This is a genomic window from Eubacterium ramulus ATCC 29099 (assembly GCF_000469345.1).
Lineage (GTDB): Bacteria > Bacillota > Clostridia > Lachnospirales > Lachnospiraceae > Eubacterium_I > Eubacterium_I ramulus.
This window is the reverse complement of record NZ_KI271128.1, coordinates 19651-37259: the sequence shown is the minus strand read 5'-3', so window position 1 is coordinate 37259 and position 17609 is coordinate 19651. Positions and strand designations below refer to the sequence as shown.

At 44.8% G+C, this 17609-nt stretch carries 14 protein-coding genes; all 14 read left to right on the top strand.

The window, feature by feature from the left end; genetic code table 11:
* Nucleotides 1–22 precede the first annotated feature (22 nt).
* Nucleotides 23–1939, top strand: a complete 1917-nt coding sequence (locus HMPREF0373_RS07900) for an ABC-F family ATP-binding cassette domain-containing protein (protein ID WP_021739157.1) — start codon at nucleotides 23–25, stop codon at nucleotides 1937–1939.
* Nucleotides 1940–2026: 87 nt separating this feature from the next.
* Nucleotides 2027–2662, top strand: coding sequence for a redox-sensing transcriptional repressor Rex (locus tag HMPREF0373_RS07895; protein ID WP_021739156.1), 636 nt, complete (start codon nucleotides 2027–2029; stop codon nucleotides 2660–2662).
* A gap of 95 nt (nucleotides 2663–2757) precedes the next feature.
* Nucleotides 2758–4269: a bifunctional ADP-dependent NAD(P)H-hydrate dehydratase/NAD(P)H-hydrate epimerase gene (locus tag HMPREF0373_RS07890; protein ID WP_021739155.1), complete on the top strand. Its 1512-nt coding sequence runs from the start codon at nucleotides 2758–2760 to the stop codon at nucleotides 4267–4269.
* The gene (gene alr, locus HMPREF0373_RS07885) at nucleotides 4266–5402 is read left to right on the top strand and encodes an alanine racemase (protein WP_021739154.1); all 1137 of its coding nucleotides are present in this window, start codon (nucleotides 4266–4268) and stop codon (nucleotides 5400–5402) included. Before HMPREF0373_RS07890 ends, alr begins: the two co-directional genes overlap by 4 nt.
* Nucleotides 5403–5496: 94 nt before the next feature.
* Complete coding sequence (locus HMPREF0373_RS07880) at nucleotides 5497–5838, top strand: type II toxin-antitoxin system PemK/MazF family toxin (RefSeq protein WP_021739153.1); 342 nt, start codon at nucleotides 5497–5499, stop codon at nucleotides 5836–5838.
* Between the two features lie 24 nt (nucleotides 5839–5862).
* Nucleotides 5863–6756: a hemolysin family protein gene (locus HMPREF0373_RS07875; RefSeq protein WP_021739152.1), complete on the top strand. Its 894-nt coding sequence runs from the start codon at nucleotides 5863–5865 to the stop codon at nucleotides 6754–6756.
* Nucleotides 6757–6810: 54 nt separating this feature from the next.
* The gene (locus HMPREF0373_RS07870) at nucleotides 6811–7539 is read left to right on the top strand and encodes a YebC/PmpR family DNA-binding transcriptional regulator (protein ID WP_021739151.1); all 729 of its coding nucleotides are present in this window, start codon (nucleotides 6811–6813) and stop codon (nucleotides 7537–7539) included.
* Between the two features lie 190 nt (nucleotides 7540–7729).
* Nucleotides 7730–9178, top strand: a complete 1449-nt coding sequence (gene glgA, locus HMPREF0373_RS07865; RefSeq protein WP_022036022.1) for a glycogen synthase GlgA — start codon at nucleotides 7730–7732, stop codon at nucleotides 9176–9178.
* Nucleotides 9179–9272: 94 nt separating this feature from the next.
* Complete coding sequence (locus HMPREF0373_RS07860) at nucleotides 9273–9947, top strand: ClpP family protease (protein ID WP_021739149.1); 675 nt, start codon at nucleotides 9273–9275, stop codon at nucleotides 9945–9947.
* Between the two features lie 90 nt (nucleotides 9948–10037).
* The gene (locus tag HMPREF0373_RS07855; protein WP_022036021.1) at nucleotides 10038–10907 is read left to right on the top strand and encodes an undecaprenyl-diphosphate phosphatase; all 870 of its coding nucleotides are present in this window, start codon (nucleotides 10038–10040) and stop codon (nucleotides 10905–10907) included.
* A gap of 46 nt (nucleotides 10908–10953) precedes the next feature.
* The gene (locus tag HMPREF0373_RS07850; RefSeq protein ID WP_021739147.1) at nucleotides 10954–13674 is read left to right on the top strand and encodes a DNA translocase FtsK; all 2721 of its coding nucleotides are present in this window, start codon (nucleotides 10954–10956) and stop codon (nucleotides 13672–13674) included.
* A 149-nt stretch (nucleotides 13675–13823) separates the two neighbouring features.
* Nucleotides 13824–15494, top strand: a complete 1671-nt coding sequence (locus tag HMPREF0373_RS07845) for a formate--tetrahydrofolate ligase (RefSeq protein WP_021739146.1) — start codon at nucleotides 13824–13826, stop codon at nucleotides 15492–15494.
* A 58-nt stretch (nucleotides 15495–15552) separates the two neighbouring features.
* Nucleotides 15553–16389 carry a bifunctional methylenetetrahydrofolate dehydrogenase/methenyltetrahydrofolate cyclohydrolase FolD gene (gene folD, locus HMPREF0373_RS07840; protein WP_044963456.1) on the top strand — a complete coding sequence of 279 codons (837 nt, stop codon included), beginning with the start codon at nucleotides 15553–15555 and terminating at the stop codon, nucleotides 16387–16389.
* 11 nt (nucleotides 16390–16400) lie between these two features.
* Nucleotides 16401–17585, top strand: a complete 1185-nt coding sequence (locus HMPREF0373_RS07835) for a chitobiase/beta-hexosaminidase C-terminal domain-containing protein (RefSeq protein WP_021739144.1) — start codon at nucleotides 16401–16403, stop codon at nucleotides 17583–17585.
* The last annotated feature ends 24 nt before the right edge of the window (nucleotides 17586–17609 follow it).

The following is a 17609-nucleotide window of genomic DNA, read 5'->3' as shown; positions in this document are numbered from 1 at the left end:
TTTAAGGTGAGGAAGAAAACATATGATTTTAGCATGTCAAAATATCAGCAAATCATTTGGTGTGGAACCGGTGATCCGAAATGTGAGTTTTCATGTGGAAGATCAGGAAAAAGTGGCGATTGTAGGAATCAACGGTGCCGGAAAATCCACGCTGTTGAAAATTATTGTTGGGGAACTGCCGGCAGATGAAGGTACGGTGACCCTGGCAAAAGGAAAGACACTGGGGTATCTGGCACAGCATCAGGATATGGACGATGCACGGACAATCTATGAGACAGTACTGGAAGGAAAACGCCAGCTCATTGATATGGAGCAGAAAATCCGTGAACTGGAAGAAGGAATGCAGTCTGTATCAAAAGAAGAGATGGAATCTTATATGGAGAGCTACCATAAGCTGCTGCATGAGTTTGAAGCCAGGGATGGTTATTCATACCGCAGTGAGGTTTCCGGTGTGTTAAAAGGTCTTGGATTTTCCGAGGATGATTTTGAGAAACACTGCAACGAACTGTCCGGTGGACAGAAGACACGTGTGTCTCTGGCGCGTCTGCTGGTGACTCATCCGGATATCATCCTGTTGGATGAGCCGACGAACCACTTGGATATCGAATCTATTCAGTGGCTGGAGACATTTCTGATGAATTACAAAGGTGCTGTTGTGATTGTTGCCCATGACCGGTATTTTCTGGATCGGATTGTCACAAAAGTAGTGGAGATCAGTATGCATAAATCTGCGGTTTTTGACGGCAATTATACGGAGTATGCGAAGAAAGCAGCATTTGCCCGGGAGGAAGCACTGCGTGCCTATTACAATCAGCAGCGGGAAATCAAACATCAGGAAGCAGTTATCGAAAAATTGAAATCTTTCAATCGTGAAAAATCGATAAAGCGTGCGGAGAGTCGTGAAAAACAGCTGGCAAAAATAGATGTACTGGAAAAACCGCAGGAAGAAAAATCTGAGATGCATATGACACTGACGCCTTCTGTTATTAGCGGAAACGATGTACTGCGGGTGGAAGGTCTGTCCAAAGCTTATGATCAAAAGAAACTGTTTCAGGACATTTCTTTTGAAATCAAGCGTGGCGAACGGGTGGCTCTCATCGGTCAGAACGGAACCGGAAAAACAACGATTTTAAAAATATTAAATGAAAAAGTGGATGCAGATGCAGGTTCATTCACACTGGGAACGAATGTGAAAATCGGATATTACGACCAGGAGCAGCAGGTTCTTCATATGGAGAAGACATTGATGGAGGAGATTGCGGACGATTATCCAAAACTGACCCAGACCAGGATTCGAAATATTCTTGCTGCATTTTTATTTACCGAGGACGATGTGTTTAAACGGGTCAGTGATTTAAGTGGTGGTGAGCGCGGTCGTCTGTCACTGGCAAAACTGATGCTCTCTGAGGCAAACTTCCTGATTTTGGATGAGCCTACGAATCATCTGGATATCGCTTCCAAAGAGATTCTGGAATCGGCTCTGAACCGTTATGAAGGAACGGTGTTGTTTGTATCTCATGACCGTTATTTTATTAACCGGACAGCGACCCGGATTCTGAATCTGACAGAGCAGAAGATTGTCAATTACATTGGCAATTATGATTATTATCTGGAGAAAAAAGAAACAAATGAACGGGCCTATCTGAATACCGGTGAGACGGTGGAAGTTGTGAAAGAAGATGTTTCTGAGGGGAAAACAGACTGGCAGTCTCAGAAAGAAGAGCAGGCCAAAAAGCGCAAAATCCAGAACCGTGTGAAAAAGATTGAGGAAGAAATTGAATCTCTGGAGGAAAAACTGTCGGAGCTGGAGGAACAGTTCCAGGATCCGGCGGTGGCTACTAATTCAGCCAAACTAGGAAAACTGCATAGTGAGCAGGTGGAAGTCCAGGAAAAACTGGATGGTCTGTATGAAGAGTGGGAAGCACTTGCATCGGATTGATAAAAAATTGACAAAAAGAAATGAAGTGTATATAATAACCGTAGATAACTGCAGAATGTTGCAGATGGTTGAAGGAGTATAGAAACAATGCAGAAGGAAATTTCACAGGCTGTCATACGGCGTATGCCTCGATATTATCGATATCTGGGAGAATTATTGGATGATGGAGTCGAACGGATTTCATCCAATGAACTCAGTGTCCGCATGAAAGTTACAGCATCACAGATTCGGCAGGATCTGAATAATTTTGGCGGATTTGGTCAGCAGGGATATGGTTATAATGTACAGTATCTGTATGAGGAAATCGGTAAGATTCTTGGTCTTGACAGACAGCATAATATTATTGTTGTCGGAGCCGGTAATATGGGACAGGCACTGGCAAATTATGTAAAATTTGAAAAACGTGGATTTGTGATCACAGGATTATTTGATGTAAATCCGGCATTGGCTGGATTGTCAGTACGTGGAATTGAGATACATATGATGGATGAACTTCCGGAGTTTTTAAAGACACAGCGTGTGGATATTGCAGTTCTGACACTTCCGAAGGAAAAAGCAGAACAGGCAGCGGAAAAGCTGGTAGAACTTGGCATCCATGCGATCTGGAATTTTGCACATCTGGATTTGGAACTTCCGGATGATGTCGTTGTAGAAAATGTTCATTTATCGGACAGTTTAATGCAGCTGTCTTATAACATTGTTCGCAGACAGGATGATAAATAGGTAGGAAATAAGAAAGCGCTTTGTTGTAAGGACAGGGCGCTTTTAGCATATGATGATAGGAAATTGCGTTTTGTTATAGAAGGGAAGGAACTGTCATGAAATATATTTTGAACAGTCGTGAAATGAAGCAGTGTGATGAAAATACGATGCGGCGACGGGGAATGCTCTCAGCAGTTCTGATGGAGCGGGCTGCCCTGGCAACGATGCAGGAGATTGTAAAGCGTTATCCAGATCCGGCGACAAAAGTGCTGGTAGTATGCGGGTCCGGGAACAACGGAGGAGATGGCGTGGCGGTTGCACGGCTGCTTTATCTGAAGGGATACAATGTGACAATTTATTTTGCCGGAAACCGGGAAAAAGCGACGGAGGAAACAAAACGACAGATGTTTATTGCAGAACAGTATGGAGTGGAAATTTCTGATGAGTATCCAAAAGACATCGTGGATGTGATCGTAGATGCTTTGTTTGGCATCGGGCTCAGTCGTGAGGTAACAGGAAAATATGCGGAAATTCTTCAGAAAATGACGGAACAGGATGGATATAAAGTGGCAGTTGATATCGCATCCGGCATTTCAGCTGATACCGGTGCTGTTATGGGAACGGCGTTTGCAGCAGATTTGACAGTGACCTTTGGATTTATCAAAGCCGGTCAGCTGTTGTATCCGGGAGCAGAATATACTGGTGAGCTGAAAGTGGCAGATATTGGCATCGATGAGCAGAGTTTGTATGAGATCAAACCGGAACTGAAGGTGCTGGAGACATCGGATCTGAAACGATTGCCGCGGCGTGTGAACCGTTCGAATAAGGGAAGCTACGGAAAATTATTGATTTTGGCGGGATCGAAGCAGATGGCAGGAGCAGCTGTTTTTGCGGCAAAAGCAGCTTATCGCATGGGCTGTGGTCTGGTAAGGGTGGCAACGGTGGAAGAAAACCGGATAATTTTGCAGGAACAGGTGCCGGAGGCAGTTCTGGCAGTTTACAATAACGGGACAGATGTGGTAAAATTTGTAGAAACACAATTGCACTGGGCAGATGCTGTAGTGGCAGGTCCCGGAATCAGTCAGTCGGATTTGTCGGAACGTATGTTGTATGAACTGTTAAAACGGATACAGGTTCCGTGCCTGTGTGATGCGGATGCCCTGAATCTTCTCTCAAAGCATCCGGACTGGTGGAAACTGGTACAGTCTCCTCTGGTGATCACACCGCATCTGGGCGAGATGGCGAGACTGACCGGCCGGCCAATCACTGAAATCAGGGACCGGCTGGTACAGATAGCACAGGAGTTTGCAATGGAGCATCAGATTACTGTAGTTTTAAAAGATGCAAGAACGATCACAGCACAGCCGGATGGACAAAGTTATATTAATGTCAGCGGCAATCACGGTATGGCAACAGCCGGAGCCGGAGATGTGCTCAGCGGTGTGGTCGGAGCGCTTCTGGCGCAGAAGCTGGATATATATCTGGCGGCAGCCCTTGGTGTCTTTATCCATGGACTGGCAGGAGATGCAGCGGCAGAACGTGTGGGACATTGTGCTATGATGGCCAGTGATATTGTGGATGGACTTATGGATGTGTTGCGGAAACAGGAGGACACAAAAAGACAATGAAAGAATATCGGAGAATATGTGCAGACATTGATCTGGATGCATTAACACATAATTTGGATGAAATACATCGCTGTATCAGAAAGGAAACGAAGATTATTGCCGTGGTGAAGGCAGATGGTTACGGGCACGGTGCCGTTCCACTTGCAGAAGTCATGGAAAAACGGGAGGATGTCTGGGGTTACGCAGTCGCAACGCCGGAAGAAGCGGAGGAATTGTATACGAACGGAATCAAAAAACCGATTCTGATCCTGGGCTATACGTTTCCGGAATACGATGCACAGATCGTACAGGAAAATCTGCGTCCGGCAGTTTTTTCTCTGATACGTGCAAAACAGCTGTCTGAGGAAGCAATGAGACAGGATAAGATCTGTAAGATCCATATCAAACTGGATACCGGCATGAGCCGTATCGGTTTTCAGGTGACGGAGCAGTCTGCAGATGCGATCGCACAGATTGCAAAGCTGCCGCATATTATGATAGAAGGAATCTTTACTCATTTTTCCAAGGCAGATGAAACAGATAAAGCGTTTACAAAGAAACAGGAGGCTGCTTATGAGCAGATGATCACCTGGCTGAAGGAACGTCAGGTGTCTATTCCGGTCCACCATGTATCAAATAGTGCAGGTATTGTGGATCTGCCGGAATATAACAAAGATATTGTCCGGGCGGGCATTATTTTATATGGTCTGTGGCCGTCGGATGAAGTGAATAAAGAAAATATTGATCTGCAGCCATTGCTTTCCCTGAAAAGTCATGTGGTGCATGTCAAAGAACTGGAACCGGGACGAATCATCAGTTATGGTGGAACATTTGAGGTGGAGCATCCGATGCGGATTGCAACGGTGCCGGTAGGATATGCGGACGGTTATCCGCGCAGCCTGTCCAATCAGGGTTATGTGTTGATCCATGGCAAACGTGCAGCAATTTGTGGAAGAGTCTGCATGGATCAGATGATGGTGGATGTGACAGATATTGCAGATGTATGTCCGGGAGATGAAGTAACTCTCATTGGAAGAGATGGTGCAGAGTGTATCACGCTAGAGGAACTTGGAGATCTGTCCGGCCGGTTTAATTATGAATTTGTCTGCGATCTCAACAAGAGAATCCCACGGGTTTATGTAAAACAGAAATAGCCCGGGCAGATGCTGAAAAAATTTCGATGAAAACAGAATACGCACGCTGAAAATGGGAAGAATGAAAACAACCTGAACAGATGGAGTGTGTGACATGTTGATTCGAAGAGGAGATATTTATTATGCAGATCTGCGACCGGTGGTTGGATCGGAGCAGGGGGGGGTGCGACCGGTGCTGATCATTCAGAATGATATCGGCAACCGGCACAGCCCTACCGTGATATGTGCAGCAATCACATCACGGATGAATAAAGCAAAATTACCGACCCATATCGAGCTGAATGCAGTCCGCTATCATATGGTGAAAGATTCTGTGATTCTGCTGGAGCAGCTGCGAACCATAGATAAAGTGCGCCTGAAAGATAAAATCTGTCATCTGGACAGTGAAATTATGGAAAAAGTAGGAAAGGCGCTGCGAATCAGTCTGGAATTGTAAATTACATAGGAGGAGTATGAGACAATGGAGGATGACAGTAGTCCGTTTAATACATTCGGAAAAGGTTTTAAGCGAATATTTGGAAAGGGACGGTGGACGGCCGGAGAAGATCTGACAGAGCAGGAAATTATGTCCATGGTAAATGAAGGGCATGAGAATGGTGTGCTGCAGGAAAGTGAAGCGGAGATGATCAATAATATTTTTACTCTGGATCAGAAAGAGGCGAAGGATATTATGACTCATCGCAAGCAGATCATGGCACTGGACGGCACCTGCTCTCTGCAGGAAGTGCTGGCAGAGATCCGGGATATGGGATATTCCCGTTATCCGGTATATCTGGATGATGTTGATAATATTATCGGTATCATACATATTAAGGATATTTTGAACCAGATGCTGGATCAGACAAATATGGAGCAGCAGCTGACGAAGATCAATGATCTGATCCGCCCGGCATCTTTTATTCCGGAGACACGAAATATTGATGTGTTGTTTAAGAACATGCAGTCCCAGAAAATCCATATGGTGATCGTGGTGGACGAATACGGTCAAACTTCCGGTCTTGTGACGATGGAAGATATTCTGGAGGAGATCGTCGGAAATATTTTTGATGAACATGATGCGGAAGAAGAGCAGATTGTGGAAGAAGCAGACGGCAGTTATGTCATTGATGGAATGACGGATTTTGATGATGTGTGCGAACTTCTGGAAATCCATGGGGAAGAACTGGAGGATTTTGATACACTGAGTGGATTTCTGATCTCCCGGATCAACAAGATCCCGGTGAACGGGGAACACTATCAGGTCTCTGCATACGGTTACCGGTTTGATGTGCTGCTGGTGGAACATAGGGTAATAAGGACTGTTCGTGTAACAAAAGAACCGCTGGAGGAAGAGAAACAAATCTTGTCAGAATAGAGATAGTGTGCTATAATAGCGGATAGTTTCGAAAAAAGATAGGGAGAGATAAAAATGTCAGGACATTCAAAGTTTGCAAATATTAAACATAAAAAAGAAAAAAATGATGCTGCAAAAGGAAAAATTTTTACCATTATCGGACGTGAGATTGCAGTTGCAGTAAAAGAGGGTGGACCGGATCCTGCAAATAATAGCAGACTCCGTGATGTTATCGCAAAAGCAAAAGCAAATAATATGCCGAATGATACGATTGACCGTGGTATCAAAAAGGCTGCCGGAGATGCAAATTCCGTAAATTATGAGTATGTTTCTTATGAAGGGTATGGTCCGAGCGGTACAGCGATCATTGTTGATGCACTGACAGATAACAAGAACCGTACAGCAGCAAATGTAAGAAATGCTTTTACAAAAGGAAAAGGAAATGTAGGAACACCGGGCTGTGTATCTTATATGTTTGATAAAAAAGGTCAGATCATCATTGATAAAGAGAACTGTGATATGGATGCAGATGATCTGATGATGGCAGCACTGGATGCAGGTGCAGAGGATTTCAGTGAGGAAGAGGATAGTTTTGAAATCATCACTGATCCGGATTCTTTCAGTGAAGTAAGACAGGCATTAGAGGATGCGGGAATTGAAATGGCAAGTGCTGAAGTTACTATGATTCCGCAGACTTATGTAGAACTGACAGATGAGCAGGATTTATATTGCATTAACAAGATTCTGGATCTGCTGGATGCAGATGATGATGTACAGCAGGTATATCATAACTGGGACGAGTAATCGCTTCCCATTACAATGAAATTATAGGAAAACAAAAATGGCCGGTGTTACAAAGCGAAGACACCGGTCATTTTTTGTGGGGATTTGATAAGTGACCTTTTACATTGCACCGTTCCTATGGTATAATGAAATCAATAAATTTGAATGCAATCCGGATCTGCATCCGGGAATGAAAGTCAGGGGGTTCAAAATGAAAAAGGTTTTATTTGCTGCTTCAGAGTGTGTACCGTTTATCAAAACCGGAGGACTTGCCGACGTGTGCGGCGCACTTCCAAAACAGTTTGATAAAGAAGAATGGGACGTTCGGGTTGTGATTCCGAATTATTCCTGCATTCCGGAAAAATATCGGAATCAGTTTGAATATGTCACACATTTTTATATGGGAACCGGTCCGTACGTGCCGAGTAAATATGTAGGTGTTCTGAAATATGAGCTGGATGGGATTACTTATTATTTCATTGACAACCAGGAATATTTCGACTGTTTTCTTCCATATGGAGATATCCGTTATGATATTGAGAAATTTACATTTTTTGATAAAGCGGTATTATCTATGCTGCCGCAGATTGGTTTTCAGCCGGATCTGATTCACTGTCATGACTGGCAGGCAGGTTTGATCCCGGTATTTTTGAAAACAGAGTTCCAGGGCGATATGTTCTTTTGGGGCATGAAAACAATCATGACGATCCACAACCTGAAATTTCAAGGTATCTGGGATGTGAAGACTATGATGGGACTCACCGGATTCCCCAAGGAATTGTTTACACCGGATAAGCTGGAGTTCCAGAAAGATGCGAATATGCTCAAAGGCGGACTTGTTTACGCTGATTACATCACGACAGTCAGCGATACTTATGCGCAGGAGATTCAGACACCGTATTATGGGGAAGGACTGGATGGTCTGCTCTCTGCACGGCATTTTGATATGCAGGGTATTGTGAATGGAATTGATTATGATATTTATAATCCGGAGACGGATCCGAAGCTGTTTGTAAATTATAACCGTGATAATTTCCGCAAGAAGAAATCTGAGAATAAAGTGAAATTGCAGGAGATGCTGGGATTGACTGTAGATAAGAAGAAATACATGATCGGTCTGATCTCCCGTCTGACAGATCAGAAGGGGCTGGATCTGATAGATTATGTTTTTGAACGTATCCTGGATGATAATACACAGTTTGTTGTGATTGGAACAGGTGAAGAGCGTTATGAAAATATGTTCCGGCACTTTGCATGGAAATATGGAGACCGGGTATCGGCCAATATCTGTTATGATTCTGATCTGGCTCAGAAATTGTATGCATCTGCCGATGCGTTTCTGATGCCGTCCCGGTTTGAACCATGTGGTCTGACACAGCTGATGGCATTTCGTTACGGAACTGTGCCGATTGTACGTGAGACAGGTGGATTGAAAGATACGGTGGAGCCATACAATGAGTATGAGAATACCGGAACAGGATTTTCCTTTACCAATTATAATGGTGAGGATATGTTGAATGTGATCAACTATTCCAAGACCGTATTTTTTGAACGGAAACGTCAGTGGAATCAGATCGTAGACCGCGGTATGGCAAAGGATTTCTCATGGAAAGTTTCTGCCGGACGTTATGCAGGCTTATACAGTTATCTGATTGGATAAAAGATGCAATATGCCCGTACAGTTTTTATGAACTGTACGGGCATATTTTTTTTTAATCTGCACATACTTTTGAAAAACATGGAGGAATGGTGTAATGTCAGAACAAAAAGAAGTAAAAAATCAGGAAATAAAAGAGTATGGACAGATGGAACTGGCAGACAACCGGCAGCAGCATAAACTGCATCTGTTATCCATTATTGGTGAAGTGGAGGGACATGAATGCCTGTCAGCAAATACAAAGACAACAAAATATGAGCATGTGCTGCCCAAACTGGCTCAGGTGGAGGATGACCGGGAGATTGACGGATTGTTGGTGCTTCTGAATACGGTTGGTGGAGATGTGGAATCCGGTCTGGCCATTGCGGAGATGATTGCTTCTTTAAGTAAGCCGGTGGTATCGTTGGTATTGGGCGGAAGCCATTCTATAGGTGTGCCGCTGGCAGTTGCTGCGGACTACTCTTTTATCGTTCCTACAGGAACCATGGTAATCCATCCTGTGCGTATGAGCGGTACCGTGATCGGAGCACCACAGACATATGATTATTTTCAGCAGATGCAGGATCGGATTACCGGATTTATTGCATCCCACAGTCAGACGAACCGGGAACGTATGGAAGAACTGATGCTGAATACGGGGATGCTGACAAAAGATCTTGGAACCATCCTGGTGGGGCATCAGGCGGTGGAGGAAGGTATCATCAATGAAGTTGGGGGTATCAGCGATGCGGTACAGCGTCTGCATTTTATGATCAATGAAAGCAGCATCTGAAAAAAAGAGCAGCGGAAAATCACAGATGACATCCGTGAAAAAATGTGGTATGCTAACAATAATCATGTACGAAAGAAGAGGGATAATCGGATGTCAATGGTACAATCTGTGATCATGGGACTGATTCAGGGACTGACGGAATTTCTGCCGGTAAGCAGCTCTGGTCATCTGGCACTTTTTAAAATATTATTTAATGTAAATACAGACACGGGACTTTTGTTCGATATCATGCTTCATGTGGGAACATTGTTGGCGGTCTGTATTGTGTATTACAAAGATATCTTTCATCTGGTGAAAGAATTCATCGGCATAGTCATTGATTGTATCTACAATCTGACGGTCCTGATCGGGAAGAACGGAGATGGTGTCTACCGGCATGTGGTTTACAATGGATATCGGAAATTTGTCATGCTTGTGATCGTATCGACAATTCCAACGGGAATCCTTGGGTTTGTCGCTTCCGACCTTGTGACAGCTGCCTCCGAGATTCTGTTCGTTCCGGGTATCTGCCTGATCATTACAGCAGGATTGCTCTTTATCTGTGACCGGGTGCCGGAAGGACACAAGAGACCGAAACAGGTAGGGTATGCAAATGCGTTTATCATCGGTATCTGCCAGGGCATCGCGACGTTGCCTGGTATTTCCCGTTCAGGAACGACGATCACCGCGTGTGCACTCAGCGGATTTGACCGGAAGTTTGCTGTAAAGTATTCCTTTATTATGTCTATTCCGGCAATTCTCGGAGCTATGGTGCTTCAATTGAAAGATATTGGAAGTGCGGCCATTGGCAGCTCCCAGCTTGGTATTTATGCAGTCGGTATGCTGGTGGCAGCAGTGGTGGGATATATCTGTATCAAGACGATGCTTGTAATCGTGAAAAAAAGAAAATTTACATATTTTTCCATATACTGTCTGGTAGTCGGTATTCTTTCTATTATCGGATATTTTGTGACAGCGTAGAATACAGATTGTGGGAAAGTGTGGCATTAAGTTAGAAAGGTTTTATATGGCAACAAAGAAAAAAACTTCATCTGCCCGGAAGAAAAATTCCGGTAAAAAAACGACAACAGGAAGAAAAAAGCAGAACAGTTCTGTGCAGACATTTACCTGGCGCACAGAATTGTTGCTTTTTGCGTGTCTGGCAGCTGCAATTCTGCTTTTTATCGGAAATATCGGAAAAGGTGGGATTGTAGGCAATGCATTGAGTAACGGCGCCTTTGGATTGTTTGGTATGCTGGCGTACGTGTTTCCGGTACCGGTGTTCCTGGTACCGGCATTCCTGATCTCAAACAGACAGGATTCCAGGCAGGGATCTGCATATTCCGGACGTGTGATCATGAAAGTGACAGCCGGAATTTTGCTGTTCCTTTTTTTATGTGTATTTGCGCATATCGTATGTTTCTGGGATCAGATACCGGGAAAAGTAACGGATCTGTATGTGCAGTGTGCGGCAAAACACAGCGGTGGCGGTTTGATTGGCGGTTTGCTTGGGATTTTGTTTTCCAAAAGCTTTGGAATGATGGGAGCAATTCTGCTGGATCTTCTGATCCTGATTGTCTGTGTGGTATTGCTCACGGAGCAATCCTTTTTCAAAGGGGTATCCAGAGGCGGACACAAAGTATATGAATCTGCCCGGGCAGATGCGGTACGCAGAAAGACCAGAGCACAGGAACGCAGCCGGACCAGAGGGGAACTGAGAAATGCCCAGCGAGAACGCAAGGCGGCAGAACGGGAGAATCGCCGTATGAACCGGAAGGTGACAGGGGTATCTCTGGATACAAAGATTCAGCCGGAGTTAGCCGTGGGGGAAAACGCAGAGTTAAGAGAACTTGCGTTGGATGCAGGACAGCAGCCAGTGAAAAAAAATATAAAGCGCGCAAAAGCACAAGCTCCGGTAATTCAGGATATACCGTTGCAGGAGTCGTCAGATATTACGCAGACGCAGTCTGATGATTTCTGGGCACGGCATCCGCAGCCGGAGATACATATGTCCGGAGAGGGAGCATCTTATCAGGCGGAAACGTTGATGCAGCCCGTGACGTCTGAGACAGGAACAAAAGAAAACAGAAATACCGGATCAGCTGTTATGACAATGGAACCGGAGCGTGGTGCGAAAGATCAGACGGAAGGTGAAGCAAAAAAGAAAGCTCATCGCACCGGTCAGCCGAAGCAGTCAGTTGAGCAGGTAGAACAGGAAATTGCAGATGTCCGGGAGGAGATTGCAGAGCATGCAGATGCGGCGGTGAGAAAATATGTCTTTCCGGAGATACGGCTGCTGCAAAAAGGGGATCCGAACATGACCGGTGATTCCAGACAGCATTTGCAGGAGATGTCAGCAAAATTACAGATGACGTTGACAAATTTCGGTGTCAATGCCAGAGTGACCAATGTCATCTGTGGACCGACGGTCACCCAGTATGAGATTCAGCCGGAGATGGGGGTAAAAGTAAGTAAGATTCTCAGTCTGGCCGATGATATCAAACTAAATCTGGCTGTTCCGGACATTCGTTTTGAAGCGCCGATTCCGGGAAAATCTGCCATAGGTATAGAAGTACCGAACAAAGAGAATGTCACCATAGCATTCCGGGATCTGGTTGAATCCAGAGAATTTCAGGATCACTCATCAAAAATTTCCTTCTGTACCGGCAAGGATATTGCCGGTCATGTGATCGTAGCAGATATTGCCAAGATGCCGCATCTGCTGATTGCCGGCGCGACCGGATCCGGTAAGTCCGTGTGTATCAATACGATTATCATGAGTATCTTGTACAAGGCAAAACCGGATGAAGTCAAGCTGATCATGATCGATCCGAAAGTAGTGGAATTAAGTGTGTACAACGGGATTCCACATCTTTTGATTCCGGTTGTAACGGATCCCAAAAAGGCTGCCGGTGCATTGCACTGGGCGGTTTCAGAGATGATGGAGCGCTATCAGACCTTCCAGAAATACGGTGTCCGTGACATGAAAGGCTATAATAAGAAAGTAGAATCCATCCGGGAGATTCCTGGAGAAGACAAACCGAAAAAGATGCCGCAGATCGTTATTATCGTAGATGAGCTGGCAGATCTGATGATGGTGGCTTCCAATGATGTAGAGGATGCTATCTGCCGTCTGGCACAGCTGGCGCGTGCAGCCGGTATGCATCTGGTCATTGCTACACAGCGTCCTTCCGTGAATGTTATTACCGGTCTGATCAAAGCAAACATGCCGTCCCGTATTGCATTTGCCGTTACTTCCGGTGTGGATTCCAGGACAATCCTTGATATGAACGGAGCAGAAAAATTGCTTGGAAAAGGAGATATGTTGTTCTATCCGCAGAATTATCAGAAACCGCTTCGTGTGCAGGGTGCTTTTGTGACTGACAAAGAGGTATCTGATGTGGTAGAATATATTATTGAAAAAAATGGTCAGGTAGCTTATAATGCAGAGGTTGAAGAGAAAGTCAATACCTCGGAAAACAGTATTGGAAATGGCAGCGGATTTACCAATTCTGCCGATGACAGGGATGCATATTTTGCCGATGCCGGAAAGTTTATCATAGAAAAAGAAAAAGGCTCCATCGGTATGCTGCAGCGGATGTTTAAAATCGGATTTAACCGTGCGGCACGGATTATGGATCAGTTGGAGGAAGCCGGGGTAGTCGGTCCGGAGGAAGGTACAAAGCCACGGCGTGTACTGATGAATCTGGAAGAATTTCAGCAGGTGCTGAACGGAAATGAGGCATAGAACCATGATATATCGCTGAGAGATGGACTTTTCATTATAAGCGGTGAATCATCATCACAAGAATGCCGAGCGTATTCTTGAATATTTGAGCATCATAGTTGTTTGAAGCTTTTTTAAGTTCAATAATACAATAATAGGAGGGTATACCAATGAAAACAGACATTGAAATCGCACAGGAAGCTGTAATGGAACCAATTGGGAAGGTGGCTGAGAAGATCGGAATCGGAGAGGACGATCTGGAACTGTACGGAAAGTACAAAGCAAAATTAAGTAATGAGCTTATCAAAAGAGTAGAGGAGCGTCCGGACGGCAAACTTGTACTGATGACAGCAATCAATCCGACACCGGCAGGAGAGGGTAAGACTACTACAAGTATCGGACTGGCACAGGCATTCTGCAAGATGGGAAAGAAAGCTATTCTTGCACTGCGTGAGCCATCACTCGGACCGTGCTTTGGTATCAAAGGTGGTGCGGCTGGCGGCGGATATTCCCAGGTGGTACCGATGGAAGATCTGAACCTGCATTTCACCGGAGATTTTCATGCTATCACATCTGCTAACAATCTGCTGGCAGCAATGCTGGACAATCATATTCAGCAGGGAAATGAGCTTGGTATCGATCCTCGTCAGGTGGTATGGAAACGTTGTCTGGATATGAATGACCGTGTGCTTCGTAATATCGTAGTCGGTCTTGGAAGCAAAATGGACGGAATGGTAAGGGAAGATCATTTCGTGATCACCGTAGCATCTGAGATCATGGCAGTTTTATGTCTGGCGGATGATATGGAGGATCTGAAGCGCAGACTGGGCCGCATGATCGTGGCATATTCTTTTGAAGGAAAACCGGTAACTGCAGATGATCTACATGCAACAGGTGCCATGGCAGCCCTGCTGAAAGATGCTCTGAAACCAAATCTGGTTCAGACACTGGAACATACACCGGCTATCGTACATGGTGGACCGTTTGCAAATATTGCGCATGGATGTAACAGTGTACGTGCTACAAAGACAGCGATGAAACTGGCAGATATTACTATTACAGAAGCGGGATTTGGTGCAGATCTGGGTGCTGAGAAGTTCTTTGATATTAAATGCCGTATGGCTGGTCTCAAACCGGATGCTGTTGTTTTGGTGGCAACTGTCCGCGCATTAAAGTACAACGGTGGTGTGGCAAAAGCAGATCTTGCACAGGAGAATCTGGATGCAGTCAAAGCTGGTATTGTAAATCTGGAAAAACATATTGAGAATCTCCAGAAGTTTGGTGTGCCGGTAGTGGTAACTTTAAATGCATTTGCTACGGATACACAGGCAGAGCTTGACTATGTCGAGCAGTTCTGTAAAGAACGCGGATGTGAGTTTGCAATCTCTGAAGTCTGGGAGAAAGGCGGTGAGGGAGGAATCGCTCTGGCAGAAAAAGTACTGGATGCTTTGGAAAACAGAGAAAGCAATTTCAAAGTATTGTACGATGACGAGTTATCTCTGAAAGAGAAGATTGAAACCATCGCAAAAGAAATTTACGGTGCAGACGGAGTGACTTACGCTAATGCAGCGAATAAAGAATTAAAACGTATCGAAGATCTGGGCATGGGAGATTTCCCGGTATGTATGGCAAAGACACAGTATTCTCTGTCTGATGATCAGCATAAGCTGGGCCGTCCGAGCGGATTTAGCATTAATGTGCGTGAAGTATATGTAAACGCAGGTGCGGGATTCGTAGTCGTAGTTACCGGTGCAATTATGACCATGCCGGGACTGCCAAAACAGCCAGCAGCAAACAATATTGATGTGAATGAAGAAGGTGCCATCACAGGATTATTCTAAAAAGGGCATAATTAACAAAGCAGATGTAATAAAAGTGATTTGGAGGCAACAAAAAGGAATGGCAAATTTGATCGATGGAAAGAAGATTTCCCAGGAAATAAAGGATGAGTTGAAGGCAGAGGTGGCAGAACTTACACGACAGGGAAAAACAGCTTCTCTGGCAGTAATCCAGGTTGGGGCAGATCCTGCATCCAGCGTATATGTGAGAAATAAGAAAAATGCATGTGCGTATATCGGAATTGGTTCTGAGTCCTATGAATTACCGGAAGAAACGTCAGAAGAAGAACTGCTGGCACTGATCGCAGAGCTGAACCACAAAGAGGAAGTACGTGGAATTCTCGTGCAGCTTCCACTGCCGGCACATATCAATGAGGAGAAAGTAATTCTGGCTATTGATCCGGCCAAAGATGTCGATGGTTTTCATCCGCAGAGTGCAGGGGCACTGATGATCGGAAGCCAAGGATTTTTGCCGTGTACACCGGCAGGCGTGATTCAGCTGTTGAAAAGATCCGATATTGAGATAGAAGGAAAAAACTGCGTGGTTCTCGGAAGAAGCAATATCGTGGGAAAACCGATGGCTATGCTGATGCTGCGGGAAAATGCAACGGTGACAGTGGCTCATTCCAGAACAAAAGATCTGAAGGAACTGTGCAGACAGGCAGATATCCTGATTGTTGCGATTGGAAAACCAAAATTTATTACAGAAGAGTATATCAAAGAAGGCGCGGCAGTCATTGATGTGGGCATTCATCGTCTGGAAGGGAAGAAGCTTTGTGGCGATGTGGATTTTGAGGCTGTTGAGCCTCATGTCAGCGCAATCACTCCGGTACCTGGTGGTGTAGGACCAATGACCATTGCAATGCTGATGAATAACTGTGTGGAGACAATGCGTTAAGAGGATAAACTATGAAATGTGCAAAGTGTGGTGCTGAGATTCGTCCAGGCTGTGTATACTGTTCCAATTGCGGGCAGGAGGCACAGATCGTGACCGAAATCAATATTTTGGAAGATGATCTGCTTCGTTCCATGCTGGATGAAGAAAGTGAGAAAACAAAAGAAACGGTTTCAGCAGAAGACAAATGCAGAAAATCTTCGGAATCATCGGATACAAAGCAGGCGGAGCGCGGGCGGAAGCAGAAAAAAAGCAGACAGCAGAAGAAAAAGCAGCTGCGTATGCTGATCATTCTGTTGATAGTGCTTGCAGCTGCCTGTCTGACAGCGGGCGGGATACTGCGGTATCAGCGGGCAAATTCTGCTGCGTATCAGTTGAAACGCGCGCAGGAAGCTTTTGATCAAAAAAATTATACCAGTGCGCTCGATTATGTAAATCGTGCATTGCAGCTGGAGGACGGCAGTGAAGATGCTTTACTTCTGCAGGGTCAGATTTATCAGATGATGAAGGAAGATGATCAGGCGGAGACAATATTGCTGAAAGTGATCGATCAGAATCCGGACTGCACAGAGGCATATGAGAGTCTGCTGGAATTATATGATGAAAATGGCTCTTATGAACAGATCCTTGCACTGAAGGAAAAGACGACAAATCCAGATATTTTGTCTCTGTTTGACACTTATCTGGTAGAGACACCGGTTATTGATGTAAAGAGTGGAACGTATAAAGAATTTCAGGAAGTAAAGCTGTCGGTGAAAGGAAAAAGTCTGGAAATCTATTATACATTGGACGGTTCGATTCCGACGAAGAAGGATACACTGTACGAAGATGTGGTGTCCATTGAAAAACAGGGAAAGACAACGCTGACAGCCGTTGCAATGGACAAAAACGGACGTTACAGTGAACCGGTTTCCGCGCAGTATGATATTGAACTGGACGCTCCGGATGTCCCTGTGGTGTCACCGGATGGAGGAAGGTTCACAGAAGCATCCAGTGTAACTGTGACTGTACCGAAGGGAGTTACTGTATATTATACCTGGAATGATACAGCACCAAGTAAAAAATCCAGTAAATATACAGGTCCGATTGAAATTCCGGAGGGAAATAATATTTTGTCACTGATTGCAGTGGATGAGAATGGTCTGTCCAGTGAAGTGTTAAAATGCAATTATATTTATTATCCATCGAATGGAATCTGATTGCCACAATGAAATAAAAATAAC

Bases quoted from the DNA above. Each gene is read 5' to 3' on its own strand.
- folD (WP_044963456.1), top strand. From the start codon at position 15,553: ATGGCAAATTTGATCGATGGAAAGAAGATTTCCCAGGAAATAAAGGAT.
- HMPREF0373_RS07850 (WP_021739147.1), top strand. From the start codon at position 10,954: ATGGCAACAAAGAAAAAAACTTCATCTGCCCGGAAGAAAAATTCCGGT.
- HMPREF0373_RS07875 (WP_021739152.1), top strand. From the start codon at position 5,863: ATGGAGGATGACAGTAGTCCGTTTAATACATTCGGAAAAGGTTTTAAG.
- HMPREF0373_RS07860 (WP_021739149.1), top strand. From the start codon at position 9,273: ATGTCAGAACAAAAAGAAGTAAAAAATCAGGAAATAAAAGAGTATGGA.
- HMPREF0373_RS07835 (WP_021739144.1), top strand. From the start codon at position 16,401: ATGAAATGTGCAAAGTGTGGTGCTGAGATTCGTCCAGGCTGTGTATAC.
- HMPREF0373_RS07855 (WP_022036021.1), top strand. From the start codon at position 10,038: ATGTCAATGGTACAATCTGTGATCATGGGACTGATTCAGGGACTGACG.
- HMPREF0373_RS07880 (WP_021739153.1), top strand. From the start codon at position 5,497: ATGTTGATTCGAAGAGGAGATATTTATTATGCAGATCTGCGACCGGTG.
- alr (WP_021739154.1), top strand. From the start codon at position 4,266: ATGAAAGAATATCGGAGAATATGTGCAGACATTGATCTGGATGCATTA.
- HMPREF0373_RS07890 (WP_021739155.1), top strand. From the start codon at position 2,758: ATGAAATATATTTTGAACAGTCGTGAAATGAAGCAGTGTGATGAAAAT.
- HMPREF0373_RS07895 (WP_021739156.1), top strand. From the start codon at position 2,027: ATGCAGAAGGAAATTTCACAGGCTGTCATACGGCGTATGCCTCGATAT.
- glgA (WP_022036022.1), top strand. From the start codon at position 7,730: ATGAAAAAGGTTTTATTTGCTGCTTCAGAGTGTGTACCGTTTATCAAA.
- HMPREF0373_RS07900 (WP_021739157.1), top strand. From the start codon at position 23: ATGATTTTAGCATGTCAAAATATCAGCAAATCATTTGGTGTGGAACCG.
- HMPREF0373_RS07870 (WP_021739151.1), top strand. From the start codon at position 6,811: ATGTCAGGACATTCAAAGTTTGCAAATATTAAACATAAAAAAGAAAAA.
- HMPREF0373_RS07845 (WP_021739146.1), top strand. From the start codon at position 13,824: ATGAAAACAGACATTGAAATCGCACAGGAAGCTGTAATGGAACCAATT.